This window comes from Polymorphospora rubra, from assembly GCF_018324255.1.
Taxonomy (GTDB): Bacteria; Actinomycetota; Actinomycetes; order Mycobacteriales; family Micromonosporaceae; genus Polymorphospora; species Polymorphospora rubra.
Genome location: NZ_AP023359.1, coordinates 2,697,593 through 2,722,089 on the forward strand (window position 1 = coordinate 2,697,593; position 24,497 = coordinate 2,722,089).

Annotated in this window: 20 protein-coding genes and 1 pseudogene; 8 read left to right on the forward strand and 13 right to left on the reverse strand. The window is 71.3% G+C overall.

Translation table 11 applies throughout. From position 1 onward, the window contains the following. Positions 1–27: 27 nt before the first annotated feature. The 5 genes from Prubr_RS12455 to Prubr_RS12475 form a co-directional block, all read right to left on the reverse strand. Positions 28–3,255 (reverse strand): UvrD-helicase domain-containing protein, encoded by a 3,228-nt coding sequence (locus tag Prubr_RS12455; protein ID WP_212825051.1) that lies wholly within the window; start codon positions 3,253–3,255, stop codon positions 28–30. A 193-nt stretch (positions 3,256–3,448) separates the two neighbouring features. Continuing rightward, the gene (locus Prubr_RS12460) at positions 3,449–4,732 is read right to left on the reverse strand and encodes a metallophosphoesterase (protein WP_212825053.1); all 1,284 of its coding nucleotides are present in this window, start codon (positions 4,730–4,732) and stop codon (positions 3,449–3,451) included. A 17-nt stretch (positions 4,733–4,749) separates the two neighbouring features. Beyond that, complete coding sequence (locus Prubr_RS12465; RefSeq protein ID WP_281425903.1) at positions 4,750–5,004, reverse strand: MoaD/ThiS family protein; 255 nt, start codon at positions 5,002–5,004, stop codon at positions 4,750–4,752. 2 nt (positions 5,005–5,006) lie between these two features. Continuing rightward, positions 5,007–6,023, reverse strand: coding sequence for a GTP 3',8-cyclase MoaA (gene moaA / locus Prubr_RS12470; protein WP_212825055.1), 1,017 nt, complete (start codon positions 6,021–6,023; stop codon positions 5,007–5,009). Positions 6,024–6,090: 67 nt separating this feature from the next. Further along, on the reverse strand, positions 6,091–6,981 hold the full coding sequence (locus Prubr_RS12475) for a fructosamine kinase family protein (protein ID WP_212825057.1): 891 nt from the start codon (positions 6,979–6,981) through the stop codon (positions 6,091–6,093). A gap of 109 nt (positions 6,982–7,090) precedes the next feature. On the opposite strand from Prubr_RS12475, the gene Prubr_RS12480 reads away from it, so the two are divergent. Then, a complete protein-coding gene (locus tag Prubr_RS12480; protein ID WP_212825059.1) occupies positions 7,091–7,603 on the forward strand; it encodes a GNAT family N-acetyltransferase in 513 nt (170 codons plus the stop codon). A gap of 101 nt (positions 7,604–7,704) precedes the next feature. Next, entirely contained in the window at positions 7,705–8,871 is a 1,167-nt protein-coding gene (locus Prubr_RS12485) for a DUF4192 domain-containing protein (RefSeq protein WP_246568608.1), read from the forward strand. 28 nt (positions 8,872–8,899) lie between these two features. On the opposite strand, the gene Prubr_RS12490 is transcribed toward Prubr_RS12485, so the two are convergent. After that, positions 8,900–9,331 (reverse strand): hypothetical protein, encoded by a 432-nt coding sequence (locus tag Prubr_RS12490; protein WP_212825061.1) that lies wholly within the window; start codon positions 9,329–9,331, stop codon positions 8,900–8,902. 452 nt (positions 9,332–9,783) lie between these two features. On the opposite strand from Prubr_RS12490, the gene Prubr_RS12495 reads away from it, so the two are divergent. Next, positions 9,784–11,037, forward strand: coding sequence for an IS256 family transposase (locus Prubr_RS12495; RefSeq protein ID WP_212825064.1), 1,254 nt, complete (start codon positions 9,784–9,786; stop codon positions 11,035–11,037). A 167-nt stretch (positions 11,038–11,204) separates the two neighbouring features. Here Prubr_RS12495 and Prubr_RS12500 read toward each other — a convergent pair whose 3' ends face one another. Continuing rightward, entirely contained in the window at positions 11,205–12,299 is a 1,095-nt protein-coding gene (locus tag Prubr_RS12500; RefSeq protein ID WP_212825066.1) for a hypothetical protein, read from the reverse strand. Between the two features lie 111 nt (positions 12,300–12,410). Next, on the reverse strand, positions 12,411–13,256 hold the full coding sequence (gene fdhD / locus Prubr_RS12505) for a formate dehydrogenase accessory sulfurtransferase FdhD (protein WP_212825068.1): 846 nt from the start codon (positions 13,254–13,256) through the stop codon (positions 12,411–12,413). A 284-nt stretch (positions 13,257–13,540) separates the two neighbouring features. Between fdhD and mobA the strand changes: the two genes are divergently transcribed. Both mobA and Prubr_RS12515 read left to right on the forward strand, forming a co-directional pair. Further along, on the forward strand, positions 13,541–14,347 hold the full coding sequence (gene mobA / locus Prubr_RS12510) for a molybdenum cofactor guanylyltransferase (RefSeq protein ID WP_212827940.1): 807 nt from the start codon (positions 13,541–13,543) through the stop codon (positions 14,345–14,347). After that, a complete protein-coding gene (locus Prubr_RS12515; protein ID WP_212825070.1) occupies positions 14,344–14,583 on the forward strand; it encodes a DUF6457 domain-containing protein in 240 nt (79 codons plus the stop codon). The genes mobA and Prubr_RS12515 overlap by 4 nt, the downstream gene beginning before the upstream one ends. Here the strand turns inward: Prubr_RS12515 and Prubr_RS12520 are convergent. After that, positions 14,543–16,828, reverse strand: a complete 2,286-nt coding sequence (locus Prubr_RS12520) for an FdhF/YdeP family oxidoreductase (RefSeq protein ID WP_212825072.1) — start codon at positions 16,826–16,828, stop codon at positions 14,543–14,545. The two genes, Prubr_RS12515 and Prubr_RS12520, sit on opposite strands and share 41 nt — an antisense overlap. Positions 16,829–16,876: 48 nt before the next feature. Next, positions 16,877–17,449: a PadR family transcriptional regulator gene (locus Prubr_RS12525; protein WP_212825074.1), complete on the reverse strand. Its 573-nt coding sequence runs from the start codon at positions 17,447–17,449 to the stop codon at positions 16,877–16,879. A gap of 84 nt (positions 17,450–17,533) precedes the next feature. On the opposite strand from Prubr_RS12525, the gene Prubr_RS12530 reads away from it, so the two are divergent. Both Prubr_RS12530 and Prubr_RS12535 read left to right on the forward strand, forming a co-directional pair. After that, positions 17,534–18,472, forward strand: coding sequence for an extracellular catalytic domain type 1 short-chain-length polyhydroxyalkanoate depolymerase (locus Prubr_RS12530; RefSeq protein ID WP_212825076.1), 939 nt, complete (start codon positions 17,534–17,536; stop codon positions 18,470–18,472). Between the two features lie 237 nt (positions 18,473–18,709). Beyond that, complete coding sequence (locus Prubr_RS12535; RefSeq protein WP_212825078.1) at positions 18,710–19,750, forward strand: T3SS (YopN, CesT) and YbjN peptide-binding chaperone 1; 1,041 nt, start codon at positions 18,710–18,712, stop codon at positions 19,748–19,750. A 67-nt stretch (positions 19,751–19,817) separates the two neighbouring features. Here the strand turns inward: Prubr_RS12535 and Prubr_RS12540 are convergent, their stop codons facing one another. Beyond that, positions 19,818–21,806, reverse strand: a complete 1,989-nt coding sequence (locus Prubr_RS12540) for a beta-propeller domain-containing protein (protein ID WP_212825080.1) — start codon at positions 21,804–21,806, stop codon at positions 19,818–19,820. Positions 21,807–21,848: 42 nt separating this feature from the next. Continuing rightward, a complete protein-coding gene (locus Prubr_RS12545) occupies positions 21,849–22,310 on the reverse strand; it encodes an Lrp/AsnC family transcriptional regulator (protein ID WP_212825082.1) in 462 nt (153 codons plus the stop codon). Between the two features lie 59 nt (positions 22,311–22,369). On the opposite strand from Prubr_RS12545, the gene ddaH reads away from it, so the two are divergent. Then, positions 22,370–23,203, forward strand: a complete 834-nt coding sequence (gene ddaH, locus Prubr_RS12550) for a dimethylargininase (RefSeq protein ID WP_246568612.1) — start codon at positions 22,370–22,372, stop codon at positions 23,201–23,203. Positions 23,204–23,237: 34 nt separating this feature from the next. Here ddaH and Prubr_RS12555 read toward each other — a convergent pair. Further along, positions 23,238–24,433, reverse strand: a pseudogene (locus Prubr_RS12555) (ABC transporter substrate-binding protein). Positions 24,434–24,497 lie beyond the last annotated feature (64 nt).

A 24,497-nucleotide genomic window follows, 5' to 3' on the forward strand; every position in this document is an offset into this window, starting at 1 on the left:
GGGCAGCCGGCCGCGCAGGGGTCGCAGTCAGAGCAGCCGGAGCTGACGGTCCTTCGGCCGGCGTGGCTCGGTGTCGCCGATCCGTTCGAAGAGCGCCGAGTCGATCACGTCGAGGAACGGTGTCGGGCGGCACTCCCGTTCGCCGCCGTGCCGCAGCCGCCGCGCGGTGTGGCTGACGTACAGGCGGTCCTGCGCGCGGGTCAGCCCGACGAAGAACAGCCGGCGTTCCTCGGCCACCTCGTCGTCCGACGGCGTGGCACCCGGCCAGCGCATCGGCAGCAGCCCGTCCTCGCAGCCCACCATGAACACGACCGGGAACTCCAGCCCCTTTGCCGCGTGCAGGGTGAGCAGGGTGACCGCCTCGGCCCGCGGGTCGAGCGCGTCGACCTCGGCACCGGTCGTGACCTGCGCGAGGAACTCCGGCAGGTCGTCGCCGCAGCGCTGGGCCAGCGGGGTCAGCAGCTCGACCGCCGACCAGACGTCTTCGGGACTGGCCGCCCCGGACGCGTCGAGGGTGGGCGCGGTGAACCGCTGTGCCAGCACCTGGCCGGCCAGCCGTACCCGGGCGGCCAGGGATCCGCCGAGACCGTTCTCGTGGCGTAGCTCGTGGATGATCGCGGCGACGCCGGCCCGGTCGCGCAGCCGGTCGTGGGAACGCTTCTGTACCGGCACACCGGCGCGGGAGAGCGCGTCGACGATCGGCGCGGCCTGGGCGTCGGTGCGGTAGAGCACCGCGATGTCGGAGAACGACACGTTGGACACCCGGCCGTCGATCCGGCCGGAGTCCAGCGACCGGTGGGACACGCCGCCGACCAGCTCGTCGACCGTGCGTACGACGAAGTTGGCCTCGTCGGTCACACCGGCCGCCGCGTAGCGGCCGACCAGCGGTGCCTCCGGGTCGAGCCGGGCCGGGTCGAGGCGGCGGCCACGGACCAGCGACGACGGGGCGATGGCCTGGACCGCGGCGGCCAGGATCGGCGCCGCCGAGCGGTAGTTGCGGTTGAGACGGACCAGCCGGGCTTCCTGGAAGTCCTCGGAGAAGCGCAGGAAGTAGCCGACGTCCGCACCCCGGAACGAGTAGATCGCCTGATCCGGGTCGCCGATCGCGCACAGGTTGCCGTCGGGCGGGCTGAGCAGGCGCAGCAGCTCGTACTGGTCGGCGTCGACGTCCTGGTATTCGTCCACGAAGATCCACCGCCACCGGTCCCGGTAGCGCTCGACCAGTTCGGCGTCGTCGCGCAGCAGGGCCAGCGGCAGGGTGACCAACTCGTCGAGGTCGACGAGGTCCTGCGCCCGCAGCAGATCGGTGTACGCGGCCTCGTCGTCGCCGGCCTCGGCCCGCGCCTGGGCCCGGTCGGTGTCGTCGGCGATCCGGAAGTCGGGCGGCAGTCCCGCCGCCTTGGCGTTCTCCCGCAGCAGCGCCAGGCCCAGCGAGTGGAACGTGGCGACGGTGACGTCTTCGGCGACCGGTCCGAGCAGCCCGTCGAGGCGGCTCCGCAACTCTTCGGCGGCCCGGCGGGTGAAGGTGATCGCCAGGCAGTGCTCCGGATAGACGTTCAGTTCGGCGCAGAGGTAGGCGATGCGGTGGGTCAACGTGCGCGTCTTGCCGGTCCCGGGACCGGCGACGATGAGCAGCGGCCCGCCGGGCGCCGAGGCGGCCACCCGCTGCATCGCGTCGAGCCGGTCGAGCAGTCCGGTGCCGACCTCCTCCATGCCGGCCAGCATCGGCTCGAACGGCTCGTGCGGGGACGGCGGCGGTGGGATCGGTGGCACGGCCGCCGGCTCGGGCTTTGCCTTGGCGGTCTTCGCGGCCTTGGCGGCGTTCGGGGCCTTCGCGGGGCTCGCCGCGGCGGCGGTCGCCGCCCGTCGCCGGGCCGGCTCCGCCGGTGGTCGCTGCTGCGGCACGGGTACGTCGAACAGCGTCTGCGCCTGGCCGCCCCGGTTCAGCTCGGCGGGGTCGAAGAGCCGGATGACGCCGTACTCGCCGTCGTATCCGGGGGTACGGCGTACTTCGCCCCGGCGGAGCCGGCCGATCGCCTCGGCGAGCAGTTCGCCGCCGGTCTGGCCGATGGCGTCGAGCGGGGTGGTGGTGAGGATGTCCAGTTCGGAGCCGAGCGCGGCGACGAGCGTGTTGAGGTGGCCCTCGACGGTCTTCGACTTCGGGCCGACGCCGTTGATCTCGCCGACGATCTCGGGCAGCGCGACCAGGTGGGTGACCTGCCGGGCGTGGGCCGGCACGAACCCGTCGGGCCGGTCGGCCAGCTCCTCGACCCGGCTGAGTACGCCGATCGTCAGCGGCTTGCCGCACTGCGGGCAGCGGCCGCCGGCGGCCCGGGTCTGCTCGGGTTGCCAGTTGACGCCGCAGTTGCGGTGTCCGTCGGCGTGGTACTTGCCCTCTTCGGGGAAGAACTCGATCGTGCCGTGCAGCCCGTCCCCGGTGCGCATCGCCTCCCGTACGGCGAAGTAGTCGAGGTCGGTGGCGAAGACCGTCGCCTCCCGGGCCAGCGCCGGTGGCGAGTGGGCGTCGGAGTTGGACACCAGCTGGTAGCGGTCCAGGCTGGACACCCGCCAGTTCATCGCCGGGTCGGACGACAGGCCGGTCTCCACGGCGAAGATGTGGTCGGCCAGGTCGGCGTAGCAGTCGGCGATCGCGTCGAAGCCGGACTTCGAGCCCAGCGCGGAGAACCACGGGGTCCAGATGTGCGCGGGGACGAGGAAGCCGTCCGGGCTGGCCTCGAGCGTGATCTCCAGCAGGTTGCGCGAGTCGAGACCGAGGATGGGCCGGCCGTCGGAGGCGATGTTGCCGATCCGGGCGAGCGCGGTGTTGAACCGGGCCACGGCGTCGAGGTCGGGCAGGTAGACGAGGTGGTGCACCTTTCGGGTGCGGTCGTCGCGCTTGTAGATCGTGGAGATCTCGACGCTGAGCATGTAGCGCACCGGGTTGGCTTCGGCGACGCTGGCCAGCCGGGCCGGGAGCTTGCGGGCGACGTCGCGCTCGGCGTCCCGGCTGAGCCGGTAGAGACCGGGCTCGGCCGGCTCCAGTGTCTCCCGCAGGTGTGCGTACCAGGCGGGGTGGGTGAAGTCACCGGTGCCGAGCAGGCTGACGCCCTTGCGTCTGGCCCACCAGGCCAGGTTCGACATGTTGAGGTCGCGGCTGCAGGCCCGCGAGTATTTGGAGTGGATGTGCAGGTCCGCCACGAACGGCCCGGTGGCCGTGGGGGAGCCGCCGGGGGGTGCAGCACTGAACGGAAGCACGCCGCATCCAATCACGCTCGCGTCGGGCAGCGGTGGGCGCCACGCGCGACCGTGACGTGCACTATCCCATCAGGTTACCGACCAGTGGCATAGATTTTGGACAAATCACCCGAGCAAACGGGCGCATTCGGGTGCTACCCATCCTTTATTGCCGCTTCGGCCCGGCAGCCGGCGGCCGGCATTGCTTTCGGGATCAAGGACTACGGAGCTCGACCAGGCTGATCTGAGGTGGGGCACCGACCCGCACCGGCGGACCCCAGAAGCCCGCCCCGTTGGTCACGTAGACCTCGGTGCCGTCGACGTTGCCTCGGCCCGAGACCACCGGCTGCTCCAGGCCCACCAACAGGTTGAACGGAACGATCTGGCCGCCGTGGGTGTGCCCGGACAGCTGCAGGTCGACGTCGTACCGCGCCGCCTCCTGTGCCATGACCGGCTGGTGGGCCAGCAGCACGACCGGGCGTTGCGGATCACGGCCCCCGAGCGCCTTCTCGAAGTCGGGGCCGCCGGTGGCACCCGTCCCCTCCCCGGCCGGATCGTTGACGCCGGCCAGATCGAGCGCCCCACGCGGCGTCACGATCTCCTGGCGCTCGTTCTCCAGCACCCGCAGACCCAACCGGTCGACCTCGGCGACCCACTCCTGCACGCCGGCGTAGTACTCGTGGTTCCCGGTCACGAAGAAGCTGCCGTGGCGGGACCGTAGATCGGCCAGGGGTGCCGCGGCCGGTCCCAACTCCGCGACCGGCCCGTCGACCAGGTCACCGACGACCGCCACCAGGTCGGCGTCGAGCCCGTTGATCAGATCGACGATCCGCTGGGTGTGGGGCCGGCCCAGCAGCGGTCCGAGGTGGATGTCGGAGACGGTGGCGATCCGCAGTCCGTCCATCGCCCGGGGCAACCGGGCGAGCGGGATGCGTACCCGGTCGATGCGGGGTGGCCCGAGTGCGGTCGACACGCCGTACCCGGTCAGGCCGGTGGCGGTGAGACCGGCGAAGATCGCGGCACCGCGGGCGAGCAGCAGCCGACGGCCGGGGTCGTGGCCCGCCTCGGCCGGCGTCGGCACCGGCGGCGCGGCGGGGGCCGGCGGTTCGGTCGGCGCCCCGCCACCCACCAGGGCCGGTTCGGCGATCAGGGACTCGGTGGCCGGGTCGGTGGGGACCGGGCCGGTCGGTGCGGCCGCCGGGCGGCGGCGCAGCGCCAGCCGGGCGACCAGCATCGGAATCTCCAGCACCAGCATCACGACGAGCAGGTAGAACATGACCGCGAGCCACAGGTAGCCCGGCCAGACCAGCCATGTGACGCCGGACCGGGAGGTGACCAGGGTCAGCGGTACTAGCACGGCGAGGACGAGCGCGGCGACCGTGCCGATCCGCCGCCACCTTCCCCGGCGGGTGGTGTCGCGGACCAGCCTCTTCCACAGATAAAGGTGGATCAGGCCGGTGACGACCGCGATGGTCCCCGCGAAGCCGATGACCGCCATGGAACCCCGAGCCCTCCTCAGCCGCCGGCGAAGGGCGGCAGGACATCGACGGTCACGCCCGCCGGAAGTGGTGCTTGATGATCATGCCAGGCGGTTCCGTCGACCAGGAAACTCGCGACCTTCAGTACGTGGGCCAGCCGTTCACCGTGGACCGCCACCAGTACGTCGACGAGTTCGTCCACCGACCCTGTCGCCTCGACGGTCTCCTCGCCGGTGCCCGCGGCGGCCCGGGCGGCGGCGAAGTAGCGCACGGTGAGCTGCGATCCGGCCACCGTCAGCCGCCGATCGCCGACATCGGGCGGACCGGTTGCAGGAACGCCGGGTCGTCGATGCCGTGGCCGGCCTTCTTCCCCCACATCGCGGCCCGCCACCGGTCGGCGAGTTCGGCATCCGTGGCCCCGGCCCGCAACGCCGTACGCAGGTCCGACTCCTCGGTGGCGAACAGGCAGGCGCGTACCTGGCCGTCCGCGGTCAGCCGGGTCCGGTCGCAGTCGCCGCAGAACGGGCGGGTGACCGTACCGATCACACCGACCCGGGCGGAGTGGCCGTCGACCAGCCACGTCTCGGCCGGTGCGCCACCCCGGTGGGCCGGGTCGGGGCGCAGCGTGAACGCTGTCCGCAGGTCGGCCAGGATCTCGTCGGCGGTCACCATCGAGGCGCGCTGCCAGGCGTGCTGCGCGTCGAGCGGCATCTGCTCGATGAACCGCAGTTCGTAGCCGCCGGCGAGGGCGAACCGCAGCAGGTCGACCGCGTCCGCGTCGTTGACTCCGCGGATCAGCACCGCGTTGATCTTCACCGGGCGCAGACCGGCCGCGGCCGCCGCGGCCAACCCCGCGAGTACGTCGGGCAGCCGGTCCCGGCGGGTCAGCTCGGTGAACCGGCCCCGGTCGAGGGTGTCCAGCGACACGTTCACCCGGTCGAGTCCGGCCTCCCGCAGCGGGCGGGCGAGCCGGTCCAGGCCGATCCCGTTCGTGGTCAGCGACAACCCCGGGCGAGGGTCGAGCGCGGCCGCGGCCGACACGATGTCGACCAGACCGGGACGGATCAGCGGCTCGCCGCCGGTGAAGCGGACCTCGGTGATCCCCAGCCGCTCCACCGCGATCCGGATCAGCCGGACCACCTCGGCATCGGTGAGCACCTCGTCGCGCGGCAACCAGGCCAGCCCTTCGGCCGGCATGCAGTAGGTGCAGCGCAGATTGCACCGGTCGGTCAGCGAAACCCGCAGGTCGGTCGCCGTTCGACCGAAGCGGTCGGCGAGCCCGCCCCGGTCAGGCTGCCCGGCGATCGTCATCGTCCGACCGTAGCGCGTCGCGGGCACCGGCCGTAGGGCCGTCCCATACGGCCGCCCTGGGCGGCGTTCAGGCACGGAGCGCAGCCTCGGCAGCGGACCGCACCGCGCTCCGGTATGCGGCGCCGAACAGCGCGGTGTGCACCAGCAACAGGTGCAACTGGTGTATCGGCACCCGCACCCGCCAGCCGTCGGCGAGCGGCCAGACCTCGCCGTACCCCTCGATGACTTCTGCAAGGTGTGGTGCGCCACCGAAGAGCGCGAGCTGGGCCAGATCCGTTTCCCGGTGGCCGCCGTGCGCCGCCGGGTCGACCAGCCAGGCCCGCCCGTCAGCGCCCCACAGCACGTTGCCCGGCCACAGGTCGCCGTGCACGCGCGCGGGCGGCTCCGTACCGCCGTACCCGTCGATCCCGGCGACCAGCCGCTCCACCAGGGTGACCTCGGTCGCCGAGAGCGCGCCGTTGTCGACCGACCGCCGCAGGTAGGGCAGCAGCCGACGCTCGGCGAACCACGCCGGCCACGGCCCGGCCGACGGGGTGTTGTCCTGCGGCAGGGCGCCGATGAAGCCCGGCCACTCGGCGCCGAAGGCGGGTGCCCCGGCCCGGTGCAGCGCTGCCAGTTCCCGGCCGAACCGGGCGGCGGCGTCCGCGGTGGCCGGGCCGGGCTCCACCCACTCGAGTGCCAGCAGGTCCGGCAGGGCCACGACAACCTCCGGTACGGGCACCGCGTCGGCCGCCCGCAGCCAGGTCAGGCCGGCGGCCTCGGCCGCGAAGAACCCCTCCGGTACGGGTGCGGCCGATGCCGGCGGCCACGTTTTCGTGAACAGCGAACCGCCGTCATCGAGGGTGAGCCGGGACGCCACGCAGATGTCCCCGCCACCCACCGGAGTCTCGCGGATCCGCTGGTGGGTGAGGAAGGTGGGCAGGTGCTGCGGGTGTGCCCGGAGGTAGGCCAGGTCCATCCGGGCAACCTAACCGTTGCCCCGGAAAAACTGTGCTCGTCAGGTGGTATCGCGGCGGCCGATTCGGGGGTAGAAGGGAGGATATGAGCGAGCGAAGCGAGCATCTGTTATGAACGAGGTCGCGATCCGCCCGTACCGGCCCGCCGACCACGGAGCCGGCCGGAATCTCTGTGCCGAACTGGCCACCCACCACGGCGTTCTCTACGCCGATCCGGGGCACGGTGGTGCCGATCCCGGGGCGGCGTTCGAGGAATACCTGACCCGGCTCGACCTGTCCGGTGTGTGGGTGGCCGAACATCCGGTCGACGGGGTGGTCGGCCTGGTCGGTCTGATCATGGACGGGTCGTCGGGGCAGGTCGAACCGGTGGTGGTGGCCCGGACCCACCGCGGTCAGGGGATCGGTCGCGCGCTGCTCGGCCGGGTCGCCGACGAGGCCCGCCGCCGGGGGCTCGACAAGCTGACGGTACGCCCGCAGGCCCGCAACGAGCAGGCGCTGCGCTGCCTGCACGCGGCCGGCTACGACGTGCTGTCCGCGGTCGAGTTGACCCTCGACCTGCATCCGGGCGGTGGCAGCGGCGACCGGGACGACGTCGCACTTCATGGGGTGCGGTTCCGGTCCTGAGCAGCAGGAATACTCTGCGTGTCTGTGGATGACCCGCGTGTCGTCCACAGCTGCCGGGCTCCGTATTCCGATCAACCGTCGGCCGGGCCACGCTGCTCGGCATGACTCCGATGGATCCCCCACCGCTCCCCGATCTCCCGCCGTCCCCCGCTTCGCCACCGCCACCGCCACCGGCGTCGGCGTCGGGTTCGTGCGGCGGGCTGCCGGCGGCGCCCAAGCTCTCCGTCCGCTCGCCCGCCGACCTGCTCGCCGCCGTGCCCTACCTGCTCGGGTTCCACCCCGCCGACAGCGTCGTGGTGGTGGCACTTCGCGGTCCGAAGATCGTCTTCGCGGCCCGGGGCGACCTGCCCGCGCTCGGCACGCCGGCCCTGGCCCGGGACGCGACCGCCCGACACCTCGCCCTGGTCGTCGTCAGGCAGCAGGCCGACAGCGCGATGATCGTCGGCTACGGTGCCGCGGCCCGGGTCACCCCGACCGTCGAACTGGTCGGCATGGCGTTGCGGGAGGCCGGAATACAGGTGCTGGAGGCCCTGCGGCTGACCGGGGACCGCTACTGGTCCTACCTGTGCGACGCCGTCGACTGCTGCCCCGCCGAGGGCACCGCCTATGACGCGGCGATCACCGAGGTGGCAGCCACCGCCACCTTCGCCGGCCAGGTCGCGCTGCCCGACCGGGCGGCGCTGGCCCGCCAGGTCGCCCCGCTCGACGGACCGGCCCGGGAGTCGATGCGGCAGGCCACCCGGCGCGCGGAGGAGCGGCTCCGCGAACTGGTCGACGCGGCCGTTCCACCGGCGGCGGCCGACCGGGTCGTGCGGACCGTTGGCGAGGCAGCCGTACGGGACGCGATGACCCGGCATCGGGACCAGGGGCGGCTCACCGACGACGAGTTGGCCTGGCTGACGGTGCTGCTGCCGCATCTGCCGGTCCGTGACCATGCCTGGGAACGCATCGGCGACGACGACTGGCAGGTCATCCTGTGGTCGGACGTCGTACGGCGGGTGGATCCCGAACTCGCCGCCGCCCCGGCGAGCCTGCTCGCGTTCGCCGCGTGGCGGGCCGGCAACGGCGCACTTGCGAGTGTGGCGATCGACCGGGCACTACGCGCCGAACCCGACTATTCGATGGCGCTGCTGATCGACGAGGCGCTGCAACTGGGCACCCCACCCTCGATGCTCGCCGACTGGCCATCAGCCCGAAGCCGGCCCGGTCCCCGGCGACCCGCCAGACCCGGCCGTCGCCGGATCCGCCGCCGCCGGATCGGCGGCTGACTGCTTGGTCTCCTTCACTCCAGTCGGTTCAAGCGTTGTAACTGTCCAGCAGCAGCGCCATGTATGCCGGGGCCAGCGTTCGGAGGACCGCCTCAGGAACGGCGGTTTGTAGCGCTTGGACAGCCAGGTCGACCCCGGGCGAGCGCCTACGGCCGAAGAGTTCACGCAGATGCCCGACTCCGTCGCGGACGCTGGCACCGGCCATCTCGTCGTCGGCCAATGTTCGCAGCCGGGCTCCGATCTGGTCGGCCGAGTCTGCCTGCATCAGACGAATCACGTCACTGGCATCCTTGGGTCTGAGCCGATCCGCTCGTCCGGCGTCGGCGGCGGCGAGCCGCTCATGCAACTTGTGCGCCTTTGCAACCAGTAACGCGGCCGTTCCTGCGACGGGGACGAGTAGTGTCCGCCGATCGACCTGGGGCTCCAAACTGCTGATCAGTACGTTGCTGTGGTCGGCCACGGTCGCCTCCAAGCCGGGAGTCCGTCGAGCCGAGTTCTTGCCGTGTGGTGGTAAGTCCGCCGAGCGCCGGCCACGGCCGGCCAGCGACTCGGGTACAAGCAGGTCGACTGGAACGTCGACAGCACGGCCTTCCACGGCGGTTGAGGCGATCCAGATGCCCGGCTCGGTGGTTAGTCGGAACCCTGCTGACCGCATTGCCTCCTCAACCTTGGGTTCCGGGCCGAGCGTTCGAGGATCGAGGGTGAGGTCGGCATCGGTTGTGAACGGCGCAACACTGATGTCAAGCTCGGCCTCGCCAGTTCGTACGTATATCGCCTGGGCGTCAGCCAGGATGGGTCACGTCCACGGGAGTGGTGTACGACGGTCGGGTCCTTGACTCGCCCGTAACGAGATGAACGGCCATCGGATTGATCCTTCAGAGACCGACCAAGATCTTGAAGGAGACCGCACCGATGACCGCATTAGAGAGTGTGAACCCTGCCGACCTGCTACGCCAGCAACTGGCCGAGGGTGGCCCGGACGTGTTGGCGGCGATGGTGACCGCGTTCGCGAACGCGTTGATGTCCGCCGACGCCGACGCCGACGCGGTCTGCGGGGCCGACTACGGCCAGCGCAGCCCGGAGCGGACGAACTCGCGTAACGGCTACCGGGCCCGACAGTGGGACACCCGGGCCGGAACGGTCGAGCTGGCGGTGCCGAAACTGCGTCACGGCTCGTACTTCCCGGACTGGCTGCTGGAACACCGACGCCGCGCCGAGCAGGCCCTGGTGACGGTCGTGGCCACCTCGTACCTGCTCGGGGTGTCGACCCGCAGGGTCGAGAAACTCGCCGAGCAGCTCGGCGTCACCAGGTTGTCGAAGTCGCAGGTGTCACAGATGGCGCAGCACCTCGACGCCCAGGTCGAGGCGTTCCGAAGCCGGCCCCTGGACTCCGCCCACTACACGTTCGTGGCGTTGGACGCGCTGACGATGAAGGTCCGCGAGGACGGCCGCACGGTCAACGTCGCCTGCCTGGTAGCGGTCGGCGTCAACGCCGACGGCCACCGCGAGGTCCTCGGCCTCGACGTGTGCGCCAGCGAGGACGGCGCCGGCTGGATCGCGTTCCTCCGCGGCCTGACCGCCCGCGGCCTCAAAGGCGTCCGCCTGGTCATCTCCGACGCCCACCGCGGCCTCGTCGACGCGATCGGCTCCGCCCTACCCGGCGCGTCCTGGCAACGCTGCCGCACCCACTACCTACGCAACCTGCTCACCAAGGTCCCCAAAAGCGCCCAACCATGGGTGGCGACCATGGTCCGCACCATCTTCGACCAGCCCGACCCTGGCGAGGTCCGCGCCCAGTACGCCCGCGTCGTCGACACCATCAACGCCAAGTACCCCACCGCCGCCGAACACCTCGACCAGGCCCGCGAGGACCTACTCGCCTTCACCAACTTCCCACACGAGATCTGGCGCCAGATCTGGTCCAACAACCCACAGGAACGGCTGAACAAGGAAATCCGACGCCGCACCGACGTCGTCGGGATCTTCCCCAACAGAGCCGCCGTCATCCGCCTCGTCGGAGCCGTCCTGGCCGAACAGACCGACGAATGGACCGAACAACGCCGCTACATCGGGCCCGAACTCCTCACCAAAGCCCGCCAGGAAACCCCCGAAGACCAACAACCCGACGCCGTGCCGCAACCCAAACCCGCACTGACCACCGCATAAGCTCATCCCAGGATCAACCGGTGGCCGTCAGCTCATACACCACCACCGTGGACGTGATCCCAGGATGACGGCCTTTCGATGCTCGGCCAGGGCTTCGAAAGCGTCTAGCAGTACGCGGCGTGCAGCTATATAAAGAGGGCTTGTTGAGGTGGTCACGGGATGCGACCTTAACCATCGAACTCGGGTAAACCTCGGAGCCGCCAATCATTTTCTTTTGTGCGCATCCACTCCAAAACAGCCTGCCCTTCTTCCGGAAGTCGGCCGTTACCGCCGAGGCAGTCCAGCACCAACTGGCTCAACCCGACGTGGGTGTGGCCGATCACCCGTCGCGTCCGCTCGACCTGTTTGGGATCTTCGGGCCGTAGAAGGACCACATCGGCGCCTCGGTCGACCGGCAGGAGACGGCCGAACCGACGTACGGCAGAGGGATCTTCCGCGTAGGCGACCAACTGCATCGGCGCGACGATCGGCGCGACGGCGGATGCTGCGAACGAGCCGGTAACGGCGACTGCCGGAGCGGTGTCGTCGAGCCGGCGGTAGAGGTCGGCGGCCCCTGCCGGTGCGACGAACAGCGTCCCCGGGTTATTCCGCAAAAGGTCGTACGGGCCGGCTGCGGCAACGAGCAGGGCCGGCCAGTCGACGTGTTGAACGGCACCTTTCCGGTCACGTTCGAGGAGCGCTTGTTCGTCCAGTGTGTTGAGCAGGCTGGACACATAGCCTCGGTTGAGGTCGCCGGCTCGTGCGAGGTCGGTCAACCGGTATGGCGGAACGAAATCGACGAGTAGCCGCACCAACCGACGGGCCTTCGCGCCGGACAATCGAACCGGCGGACGCAGCATCGGATCAGGGTTACGGGCAGCTCCTTGCAGGCGCAGATAGACGCCGGGTCGCTCGACCCGGAAGTTGATGTTTCCGGTCAGGTCGAGGTAAGAGCAGCCTTCCTGCTCCAGTAGGTCCCGTGACCGGGCGCTCAACCACGGTGCCACGACCAGCAGTGACCCGGGCTTTTGGTTGGTCGGCCAGCCCAACCCTTTCCGTTGGGCCTTGATTCGTTCGGCCTCCCGCGGTTCCAGGGAGGTCCTGGCCGTGACGAGAACGAGGCTTCTGCCGCCGTCAGTGCTTCGTACCTCCCAAAGCCTGTCGATCGATGTGTCGGGGCTTGGCTTACGAGGTGTCACGTCAACGAGTTCGACGTACGTCGGCAGGAGCGCCACGAGTTGTTGCCACGCTTGACCCAGTAGCTCACTCTCCGTCAGGCTCACAGCCTGAGTTTGCCACACTGGCGAGTTTGCGGTAACCGCAAACTCGCCAGTACAGCAAACACGGCATTGGCGGCCAAGGCTTGGCGACCAAGGATCCGGGTAGGCGCTTGGTCAGGTAATGATCCGGTCCGGTCGGGTGTAGACGTTCATCGTCGTGCCGCGCAGGAAGCCGACCAGCGTCATCCCGGCCTCGGCCGCCAGGTCGACGGCGAGCGTGCTCGGCGCCGACACCGCCGCCAGCAGCGGAAGCCCGGCCATCCACGCCTTCTGGGTCAGCTCGAAACTGGCCCGCCCGGACACCAGCAGCAGGTGCCCACGCAGCGGCAGCCGATGTTCCCGGAGCGCCCAGCCGACGACCTTGTCGACCGCGTTGTGGCGGCCGACGTCCTCGCGCAACACGACGAGTTCCCCGTCCCCGGTGAACAGGCCGGCCGCGTGCAACCCCCCGGTACGGTCGAACGCCCGCTGTGCCGCCCGCAACCGGTCCGGCAGCGCGGTCAGCAGCTCCGCCGGCACCGTCAGCGGATCGTCGTCGACGGCGAACCGCGAGCGGGTCCGGATCGCGTCGATGCTCGCCTTGCCGCACACCCCGCACGAACTGGTGGTGTAGAAGTTGCGGGACGGGTCGGTCCGCGGTTCCGGCAGTCCGTCGGCGGTCACCACGTCGACCACGTTGTAGGTGTTCGGGGTGTCGGTGCCGGCGCACAGTTGGGCCGTCACCACGTCGTCGGTGCTGCCGATCAGCCCCTCGGTCAACAGGAAGCCCATCGCCAGGTCGAGATCGTCGCCGGGCGTACGCATCGTCACGGCGAGTGGCCGCCGCCGACCGGGTCCGGCGCGGCCGACCCGGATCTCCAGCGGCTCCTCGGCACTGAGCGTGTCCGGCCGGCGCCGGGCGGCCGGCCGTGCCGCCGTGTCGATCCGCAGCACCGTACGCCGATCAGTCGCCCGTCCCATTCCGCCATCTTGCCTCGCCCGACGACGTGCCGACCTGCGCCGACCGGGCGGTGTGGTGTTCCGTCCCCTTTCGTGGGTCGTGATCGTCCGCAAACTCGGACCGAGGTAACGGTTGCCGGCGGGGCGGGCTCGGGTCGGCTTGATCGTCTGCGGTTCAGACACCCGACACGCCGGGCCCGGAACGCCTGAGCCGCAGACGATCACGGCGACCGGGGCGCCGCGCTGCTCCCGGAGCAGGAAGAGATACCGGCGACTACCGTGGGGCCGTGGACCGGTACGCGGTGGTGCTGCTCGCCGGCGGCGCTGCCCGCCGGATGGCCGGGGTCGACAAGCCGGCCGTACCGGTCGGTGGCCGGCCGATGCGGGAGCGGGTCCTCGCCGCCGTCGCCGACGCATACCCACGGATCGTCGTCGGCCCCCCGGACGGCCTGCCGGCCGGTGTGCTGACCGCCCGGGAGGATCCGCCCGGCTCCGGTCCGGTCGCCGCACTGGCCGCCGGCCTCGCCCGGCTCGTCACCGCCACGCCGGACCCGGCTGCGGGAACCGCGCCCGGTGAAGCAGAGGCCGACCGGACCGGCACATCCGCCCAGAGCGTCACGGCCGATCCGTCCGTCACGGTCACGCCCGGCCCGACCACCCTGCCCGGACCGGATCCACGGACGGCCACGCCGATCGCCCACCCGGCCGTCGCCGTCGCCCGGCCCGAGTCGGTCGTCGCCCCGTCGGCGCCACACCTCACCCACGCCGCACCCCGGCCGGAACTGGTCGCCGTGCTCGCCGCCGACCTGCCGTTCCTCACCCCGGAGGCGGTGGCGTCGCTGCGCCGGCACTGCACCCGCGACGGGGCGCTCTTCGTCGACGAGGACGGCCGCCGGCAACTGCTGTGCGGGGTGTGGCGGGTCGAGGCGTTGCGGGCCGCGGCCGCCCGGCTGGCCGAGACCCGGGGCGGGACGCTCGCCGGCGCCTCGATGCGCGCGCTGCTCGGCGGCCTCGACGTGACCGAAGTGCCGTGGGCCGGCACCGGACCGCCACCCTGGTACGACTGCGACACTGTCGACGACGTACGCCGGGCGGAGGAGTGGACGCGATGACGACGCTGGACGACTGGGTGGTTACCGCCTGCGCCGAACTGGGACTCGATCCGGCCGAGGTCGACGTACCGGTGGTGTTGGACTTGGCCCGGGACGTCGCGCACCACGTGATCCGGCCCGGCGCCCCGGTGACCGCCTACCTGCTCGGGCTGGCGGTCGGTCGCGGTGCCGACCCGGCCCGGGCAGCGGCCCGGCTCAGCGCGCTGGCGTTGGAGCAGGCTCCAACCGCACGATGATCTGCTTCGACGTCGGGGTGTTCGAGCCGACCGCCGTCGAGTCGAGCGGCACCAGCACGTTCGCCTCGGGGAAGTAGGCGGCGGCACAGCCGCGCGCCGACGGGTAGGCCACGGCCCGGAACGCCGGTGCCCGGCGCTCGCTGCCGTCGGACCACTCCGACACGATGTCGACGAGTTCGCCGTCGGCGAACCCCAGTGCGGCCAGGTCGTCGGGGTTGACGAACACCACCCGCCGGCCCGCCTTGACGCCCCGGTAGCGGTCGTCCAGCCCGTAGATCGTGGTGTTGTACTGGTCGTGGCTGCGCATCGTCTGGAGCAGCAGCCGCCCTTCCGGCACCCGGATCACCGACAGTTCGTTGACGGTGAAGTGCGCCCGGCCGGACGGGGTGTTGAAGGCCAGTCGGTCGCGGGGCGGGTGCGGCAGGGTGAAGCCGCCGGGCCGCGACACCCGGGCCTCGAAGTTCTCGAAGCCGGGTACGACGGCCGCGATGACCTCCCGGATCGCCCGGTAGTCCGCCTCGTACGTCTCCCACGGGATGGTCGAGTCCGGCATCAGTGCCCGGGCCAGCCGGGCCACGATCGAGATCTCCGACAGCAGCGAGTCGGAGGCCGGGGCGAGCCGGCCCCGGGACGAGTGCACCGCCGACATCGAGTCCTCGACGGTGACGAACTGTTCACCCGACGCCTGCACGTCCCGCTCGGTCCGGCCCAGACAGGGCAGGATCAGCGAGGTCTGCCCGGGTACGACGTGCGAGCGGTTGAGCTTCGTCGACACGTGCACGGTCAACGGGGTGGCCCGCAGGGCGGCCAGCGTCACGTCGGTGTCCGGGGAGGCGGCGGCGAAGTTGCCACCCATGGCCACGAACACCTTCGCCCGGCCGTCGCGCATCGCCCGGATCGCCTCGACGGTGTCGTACCCGTGCCGGGTCGGAATGTCGACGGCGAGCAACTCGCCGAGTTTGCCGGCCCACGACGGCGTCTCGTGCCAGATGCCCATGGTCCGGTCGCCCTGGACGTTGGAGTGGCCACGGACCGGGCACAGGCCGGCGCCGGGCTTGCCGAGCATGCCGCGGAGCAGTTGCACGTTGACGATCTCGCGGATCGCGCCGACCGAGTCGCGGCGCTGGGTGAGCCCCATCGCCCAGCAGACGATCGTCGCCTCGGAGTCGGCGAACATTCGGGCGGCGGTCTCGATCTCGGCGCGGGTCAGGCCGGTCGAGGCGATCACGTCGTCCCAGTCGAGTTTGCGTAGCGCGTCGACGTAGTCGGCGTGGCCGTTGGTGTGGGCCGCGACGAACGCCGGGTCGACGGCGTCCCACTCGACCAGCAGGGCCCCGATCGCCTGGAAGAGGGCGAGGTCGCCGCCGACCCGGATCTGCAGGAACTCGTCGGCGAGCGCGGTGCCCTGCCCGACGACGCCGTCGCGCCGCTGCGGGTTGCGGAAGCGGAGGAGGCCGGCCTCGGGCAGCGGGTTGACGGCGATGATTTTCGTCCCGTTGGTCCGCTTGGCGTGTTCGAGGGCGGACAGCATCCGGGGGTGGTTGGTGCCGGGGTTCTGCCCGACGACGACGATCAGCTTGGCGCGGTGGATGTCGTCGAGGGTGACCGAGCCCTTGCCGATGCCGATCGTGCCGGTCAGGGCCACGCCGGACGACTCGTGGCACATGTTGGAGCAGTCCGGCATGTTGTTGGTGCCGTGGGCGCGGGCGAGGAGTTGGTAGAGGAACGCCGCCTCGTTCGACGTACGGCCGGAGGTGTAGAACAGCGCCTCGTCCGGCTCCGCGGCCCGCAGGTGCGCGGCGGTGAGCGTGAACGCGTCGTTCCAGCTGATCGGCGTGTAGTGGTCGGCGCCGGGGCGGCGGACCATCGGTGTGGTGAGCCGGCCCTGCTGTCCGAGCCAGTGGTCGGACTTCCCGGCGAGTTCGGAGATCGGGTGGGCGGCGAAGAAGTCGGGGCCGATCCGGCGCAGGGTCGCCTCCTCGGCGACGGCCTTGGCGCCGTTCTCGCAGAACTCGGCGTGGGACCGTTTGGCGGGTGCCGGTTCGGGCCAGGCGCAGCCGGGGCAGTCGAACCCGTCGGCCTGGTTGATCCTGAGCAGGGTCAGCGCGGTCCGCCGTACACCCATCTGGGCGAGCCCGTCGGCGAGCGCGTGGGTGACACCGGGAAGCCCGGCAGCCGACCGTTTCGGTGGGCTGATCCGCAGGTCACGGTCGCCGGCGTCGTCGCGCGGCGGCTTCTTCGCCATGCCTGAACCATCTCACAACAGGGCCGCCGGGGTCGATGGCCGATCAGGCTACGGAGGGGCGTTCCGGCTGGCCAGCTGGGCCAGCCGGTCGGCGAGCCATCGGCACCACTGGATGCGGGACGGGTAGCGCAGCAGGGCGAACTCCAGGGTGGCGTACGCGCCGAACTCCGGGTGCCCGGGGTCGTCGGCGCCCCGGGCGGCGAGTTCGGCGTGCTGCCCGGTGAAGTCGGCCAGTTGACGCTCGTACGTCGCCGCCTCGGCGAGGTACATCTCCCGCATCGCGGCCGGATCGGCCATGGCCAGCGCGTACGTCCTGAGCACGGTTTCGTCGCGCGGCGGTCGTACGACGGCCGGCCGCACCAGCCATTCGGCGAGCGCCTCCCGGCCCGCGGCGGTCAGCCGGTGGGTCTTGCGCTGTCGCGGGCCGGGTCCGCTGTCCGTCTCGTGCTCGGTGAGGCCGGCCGCCGACAGGCGGGCCAGTTCGGGATAGATCTGGCTCTGCTGCGCGGTCCAGTAGTAGCCGATCGGTCGCCGCATCCGTCGCACGATGTCGTAGCCGGTGAGTGGCCCGCGGTGGAGCACGCACAGCAGCGCGTAGCCGAGCGTGCTGACGGTGGCCAAACCGTTACCTCCCGGAGACGACGCAACTATGTCTGGGTTGACATAGTGCCATGTCAGAAGTGACATAGAGAGCGGGAGGGCACCATGCGACGGATCGCGCGGCTCATCGCGTACGTGTCGGTGCTCACGGCCGGCGCGGCCGGCTGCGGTGGCCCGGGCGACCCGACCACCGCCCCGACGGGGGCCGCCGCGCCGGCCACCACCGCGACGGCGACCCGACCGGGTACGCCCACCACCACCCCACCGCCGTCACCGCCGGCACCGGCTCCCGGCGACCACACCCTCCACCTGCCCTGGGAGGGCCAGACCCGCGACACCCTCCTGCACGCCCCGCCGGGCTACCGCCCCGGCAGCGCCACCCCGCTCGTCGTGGTGCTGCACGGGCGGCCGAGCAACGCCGCCGCCGTACGGGAGACGAGCCGGCTGGACGCCACCGCCGACCGCCACGGGTTCCTGGTCGCCTACCCCAACGCGCCGCAGCGGGCCTGGAACGGCATCGGCTGCTGCACCGACGCCGACGACGTCGGGTTCCTCCGCCACCTGGTCGGCGAACTCGTTTCCACCTGGGGCGTCGACCCGACCCGGGTCTACGTCACCGGGTTCTCCGCCGGCGCCAACATGGCCTGGAAGCTGGCGGTGGAGGGCAGCGACATCTTCGCCGCAGTCGCACCGGTCAGCGGCGGCTTCACCGGCGGGCGGGCGTACGACGACAAGGGCTACAAGCCGCCCCGCCCGGTACCCGTGGTCACCTTCGTCGGCACGTCGGACCGGTCTCACGCCAGCATGATCGACGGCATCGGGCGGTGGCACGACAACCTCGGCTGCGAGCCGGGTCGCCCGACCTTCGTCGACGCCGGCCGTACCGTCGAGCGGACCACCGCGCGGTGCGCCGACGGCAGCGAGATCGTCCATTACGTGCTCACCGACATGGGGCACGCCTGGCCCGGGTCGCCCGCCTATCCGCCGGCCGCCGTCGACGCGAACGAGGTCATCTGGGACTTCTTCGACCGGCACCGCCGCTGAGCCCCCGACCCGCCCTTCGAGGGCCGGAAACAGGGCATGTCGACAGCCCCTCGCGCTGGGTAGGGTATGCACGACGGACGGAGGCGATCATGAGCGAGCGGCGCGAGCGAATCGGCCGGCTCAGGTTACGTCGTCACGGATGCGGGCGCAGCGGGGAGATGTCATGAGCGAGCGGCGCGAGCGAATCGGCCGGCTCAGGTTACGTCATGACGACGACGAGCGAAGCGAGGAGATGTCATGACGGAGCACATTCTGCTCGACGATCCGAGCACCGCCGACCTGCGGGCCAAGGTGACGCAGGCGTGGCAGGACTTCGCGCAGGCGCTCGCCGACTCGTTGCGTTCGCTGCCGGCCGGTGCGCAGATCGATCTCACCCTCGACCCGACCGCGTCCGGCACCGGCGACGCCGTCTACTCGGTCAGCATCCGGATCGACGAGCAGGACCGGCTCGGCGCGCTCGCCGTCGGCAACGCCGCCCTGCCCGCCGGTTTCCGGATGGACCGGACCGCGGTCGCCGACCTGGTCGCGCTCGGCTGGTCGCCGCCCGGTGTGATCGACGGATCCGGTGACTCGTTCGGCATCCAGGCCAGCCGGGCCGAGGCCGGCAGCCTCGCGGTCACCGTCTCCCGCACTCTGCGTGACGTCTACCACGCGCCGCATCCGGCCTTCCTCGTCTATCTGGTGCACGATGCCGAAGACGAGCCGATTCCCGCCGACCCGCTGGGCACCGCCCGGCACGAGTTGCGGCCCGAGGACCACGGCTTCCACCTCGACAACGCCCTCGCCGACGCACCGAGCACGGTGCCGGCCAGCGAGGAGCAGCTCGATCTCGCCGAGCGGGTCCGCACCGTCGTCGCCACCCTGCTCAAGACGCCGCCGGAGGAGTTGCAGGTCGACGCCGACGGCGACATCGGCATCCGCGCGGGTTCGGCCATGGTCTTCGTACGCGTACGCGACAATCCGCCGCTCGTCGACGTCTTCTCTCCGGTGCTGACCGAGGTCGAGCCGACAGAGCAGCTCTACGTCAAGCTGTCCGAGCTGACCAATCGGATGCCCATCGGCCGGCTGTACTGCGTGAACGACACCGTCTGGGCGTCGATCCCGGTCTTCGGGCGCAACTTCCAGGCCACCCATCTGATGCTCGCGGTGCAGGTGATGATGGGGCTGGCCGACGAACTCGACGACCGGCTGCACGGCGAGTTCGGTGGGAAACGGTTCTTCGGCGACGCCGACAAGCCGGCCCAGCGCGACGCCCACCGTACCGGGATGTATCTGTGACCTCCGGCTGACGGATGGTGGAGCCCGGAAACCCCGAGACCGGGCCCCACCATCCGGGGGAGGGGATTCAGGTCGTCGGCACCCATGCCAGGGTGTCTAGTGTGGACAGACTGTTGGCCTGCAGGCCGCCGCCGGAGACGGTCCAGAGCACGTCGTCGACCACCAGTGAGCGCCGGATCGTGCCGGCCCCGAGGTGGTCCGATGTGGATTGCGAGTGGCGGACGGTGCCGACCGGCTGGAAGCCGGCGTCGGACACCCGCAGCGCCAGCGCCCCGGTGTCCGGGGCACCCCGCCCGCCGGGGTCGTACGCCGTCACCGGCACCACCACCAGCCGTTCCGCCGGCCAGTAGAGGAACGCGTGCGGGTCGAACTCGGCCTCCGAGTTGCCGTGGCGTACGTGGTGCTGGGCGAGCCGGGTCGGCCGGGCCAGGTCGCCGACGTCGAACAACGACACCTGCGTGCCCTGCCGCCGGCCCTCCTCGGTGGCGTCCTGCCCGATTCCGAGCAGCCGGTCGTCGGAGACCGGGTGCAGATAGGCGGAGTATCCGGGGATCTTCAGTTCGCCGAGTACCTTCGGCCGGTCGGGGCTGCGCAGGTCGAGGGTGTAGAGCGGGTCGGTCTCCCGGAACGTCACCACGTATCCGGTGCCGGCGACGAAGCGTACGGCGTAGATGCGCTCTCCCGGGCCGAGTCCGGTGACCCGGCCGGTCTCCCGCAGCGTGCCGCCGTCGGCCCGCAGCACGTGGACCGAGGAGGTGGACTTCGGTCGCAGCCCCCAGTCCCGGCCGCTGGTGGTCGCGACCCGCAGGTGGCCGTTCCACTCCGACATGGCGTACTGGTTGATCAGCCAACCGGGCACCGACGCGGCGGTGACGTAGCGCGGCCGGTCCGGTCCGGTGATGTCGAACTGGTAGATCTCGGTTCGCTGGTCCTCGGGCTTCGGGTCGCTGTCCCGTTCCTGGAGCGCCGGCAGCATCCGCCACCGCTGGTCGCTGGCGATGTAGAGGTTGGCGCCGTTGGAGTAGACGGTGTCGCCGTCGGCGACGACGGTGACCGGTGAGCCGTCGTCGAGCGTGGTGGCCCCGAGGTCGAAACTGAGCAGGGTCACCATCGAGGTGCCGGAGTACGTCGCCGGCCTGGTCACCTGTCCACAGTCGACGGTTCCGGTGCTGGTCCGGCCCGCGCCGGTGACCGCCCAGCGGGGCAACCAGTCCTCGATCGGGGCCCGGTCGACGACCGCCTGGTTGGCGGCGGTCCGGTCGGCGTCGGATCCCTCGTCGGTCGACGGGAACTCGAGCCGGGGTGCCGAGCGCACCACCACGCGGGCGGTGGCACCGACCTGGCGCGCGTCGACCAGTCCGCCGTCGATGCGGTAGTCGCCGAGCATCCTCGGCTGGCCGGCGAGGTCGACGAGGACCAGGCGCGGGCCGGTCGGCGTACCCTCCGGCAGTGGGGTGGTCGGGCCGGGGCGACCCGGGACGATGCCGACCGGGCGGGCGGCCCACTGCGGCGACACCAGGACCAACGCCCGATCGCCGTGCAGCAGCAGGCTGACGTCGGCCCACCGGACCGCGTCGTCGGTGGAGGTGCCGAGGTCGAGCCGGCCGGTGACCTGGCGGGTCGCCGGGTCGACGACGTGCAGCACGCCGCCGTTGACCGTGACGATCCGCCGGCCGTCGGTCTTGACCAGGTCGGGTTCGTCGACCCCGGCCTCGTGCGTGTTCGTACCCGAGAAGGTCGGCGCGGCGTCCGGTGCCCCGGCACCGGGGGCGGCCCGCTCGGCCATGGCGGGTACGGCGCCGCCACCGGTCAGGTCCGCCCGGCCGGGACCGCCGAAACCCCAGGGACCGACGTACGCCCGCGCGGCCGTCCGTAGTCCCTTCAGCGCCTCGGCGCAGGAGTCGAACGCGACGAGCCGGAATCCGCCGCCGGGCACGCCCGGGTCGACGGGGGCCGGTCGCTGTGGTGCGGACGTACACCCGGCCAGCACAAGGCCGACGAGCACGCCGGTGGCGGCGGTGGCCGACCGCCGGCGGACCCGGCCCTGTGGTGTCATGCGGGTTCGACGTTGCCGGAGAGCGCGCCGTTCCCGACTTTTTCAGGCTGACGTGCCGGGCACCACGGCGGGCGAGTCGACCAGCCGGGACAGCACGATCATGCTCCGGGTCGAGGTGACGAACGGCTCGGCCCGCAGCCGTTCGAGGGCCTGCTCCAGGTGGGCGATGTCGGCCGCCCGCAGGTGTACGAGCGCGTCGGCCTCGCCGGAGACCGTGTACGCGCCGACCACCTCGGGATGCCGGCGGGTCGCGACGGTGAGTTGGGCGGGGGTGGTCCGGCCGGTGCAGAAGAGCTCCACGAACGCCTCGGTCGTCCACCCGACCGCCGCCGGGTCGACGACGGCGGTGAATCCCTTGATCACCCCAGCCGATCGGAGTCGGTCGACCCGCCGTTTCACCGCCGGCGCGGACAGCGAGACGCGGGTTCCGATCTCCGCGTACGACGCCCGCGCGTCAGCCACCAGCGACGCAACGATCCGCTGGTCAACGCTGTCCATCTGCAATGTTTCGCTCCTCGGAAGCAACATTCGCGGCTGTTATCGGCGTAACAGCGTACCTACCCTTGGTTTCCGTGACCCAGCATCGGATGCCTCGGAAGCGGACATACCTCGTCTGCCCGCCTGAGCACTTCGCGGTGGAATACGCCATCAACCCGTGGATGGACACCGGCACGCCGGTCGACGCCGAACTGGCCCTGAAACAGTGGACCGGGCTGCGCGAAACACTGGTCTCCCTCGGTCACGAGGTGCACATCCTGCCGCCCGAGCCGGGCCTGCGGGACATGGTCTTCGCCGCCAACGGGGCGTTCAGCGTCGAGGGGACCGTCTACGGGGCCCGGTTCAAGCATCCGCAGCGCACCCCCGAGGCCGCCCTGCACCGGGCGTTCTACGAGCGGCTCGGCTGGCGGTACGTCGCGCCGAGCGAGACCAACGAGGGGGAGGGCGACTTCGCCTACCTGCCCGCGGCGTACGGCGGCCTCGTGCTGGCCGGCTACGGCTACCGGACCGACCCGGCCGCGCACGCCGAGGCGCAGGAGGTGCTCGGCCGTCCCGTGGTGTCGCTGCACCTGACCGACCCGCGCTTCTACCACCTCGACACGGCACTCGCGTCGATCGACGACACCAACATCGCCTACTTTCCGACGGCGTTCTCGTCGGCCTCGCAGGCGGTGCTGCGCCAGCTCTTCCCGGACGCGGTTGTCGCCGCGGACGCCGACGCGCTGGCCTTCGGCCTCAACCTGGTCAGCGACGGGCGGAACGTGGTGCTGCCCGCCGAGGCGACCGGCCTGGCCGAGCGGTTGGCCGCCGCCGGCTACCAGCCGGTGCCGGTCGAGCTCGCCGAGCTGAAGAAGGGCGGCGGCAGCATCAAGTGCTGTGTCGCCGAGCTGCGCCCCTGACCCGGCCCCTGCCCCGTCCGGCGCCGCCGAACCCTCAGCCCAGCGTCGCCAGCTCGGTGATCAGCACGTTCGACAGCACCTGACCGTCGCGGCGCACCTCACGCAGATACCACATCTGTTGCGGGGTGCGCGGCTGGTTGAACTGCCACGGGCCGCGCGGGCTGTCGATCTGGCCGACCCGGCCGAGCGCCAGGTTGACCTGCTGCGGGTTCAGGTCGTCACCGACCAGCCGGATGGCCTTGTCGAGCACCTGCGCCGCGTCGTACGACGCCATCGCGTAGGTGGTCGGCGACGACCCGTGGCGCTTGCGGTAGGCCGACGCGAACCGCCGGTTGGCGGCGTTGTTGATGTCCGCCGAGTAGTTGAGCGCGGTGAAGATGTTCTCCGCGTCCGTACCCAGCTCGTCCAGCACGGTTCCCTCGGTGAGGAAGCCCGGGGCGTAGACGACCTTGCGGTAGCCGGCGGCGCGTAGCTGCTTGATGAATTCGACGGCCGCGTTGCCGGCGTAGAAGCAGAACACCGCCTCCGGGTTCAGCGCCCGGAGTTGCCCGATCTCGGCCGCGAAGAAGTCCCGGCCCGGACTGGTGTTGAACTCGGTCCAGATCACCGGTGACGAGATGCGCGGGTCGGAGGCGCCGAACCCCTCCCGGAAGCCGGCGACGGCGTCCCGGCCGGCGGGGTAGTCCGGTGCGATCATCACCACCCGGCCGCCACCGGGCACCTGGGTGGCCACGTACGGCCCGAGCGCCCGGCCGGGTTCGTCGTTGACGTACGAGGTGCGCCAGATGTAGACGACGCCCTGCATGGTCGACGGGGAGGCGTCGGAGCCGATGAGTGGCACCCGGGCCTGCTCGACGACGTCCCGGATGCCGAGCATCACCGACGAGTTGGCCACCCCGGTGAGGGCGATCACGTTCTGCTGGAGCAGCCCTTCGACCGCCGTCCGCCCGGACTCCGGGGTCTCGCCCTCGTCGACGATCAGGAGTTCGGCCGGGTGGCCGCCGAGCCGCCGGTCGTTGAGGTCGAGGAAGAGCTGGAAGCCGTTGACGATTTCGTCACCGATCGGCTTGTAACCGCCGGCCTGCGGGCCACGAGACCGATTTTGACCGGTACGTCGCTGACCGGATCGCCCGTCTCCGAGTCGCTGTCGACACCGCAAGCGGTGACAAACCCACCCGCGCCGAGCGCTGTGAGGAGTTTGAGTACCTGTCGGCGATCCAGGTGCGACATGCGACTGCCTCCCGTTTGGTCGTTGGCCTGCGCACGGCCCCTTCGGCGTTCTACCCCTCCCGCG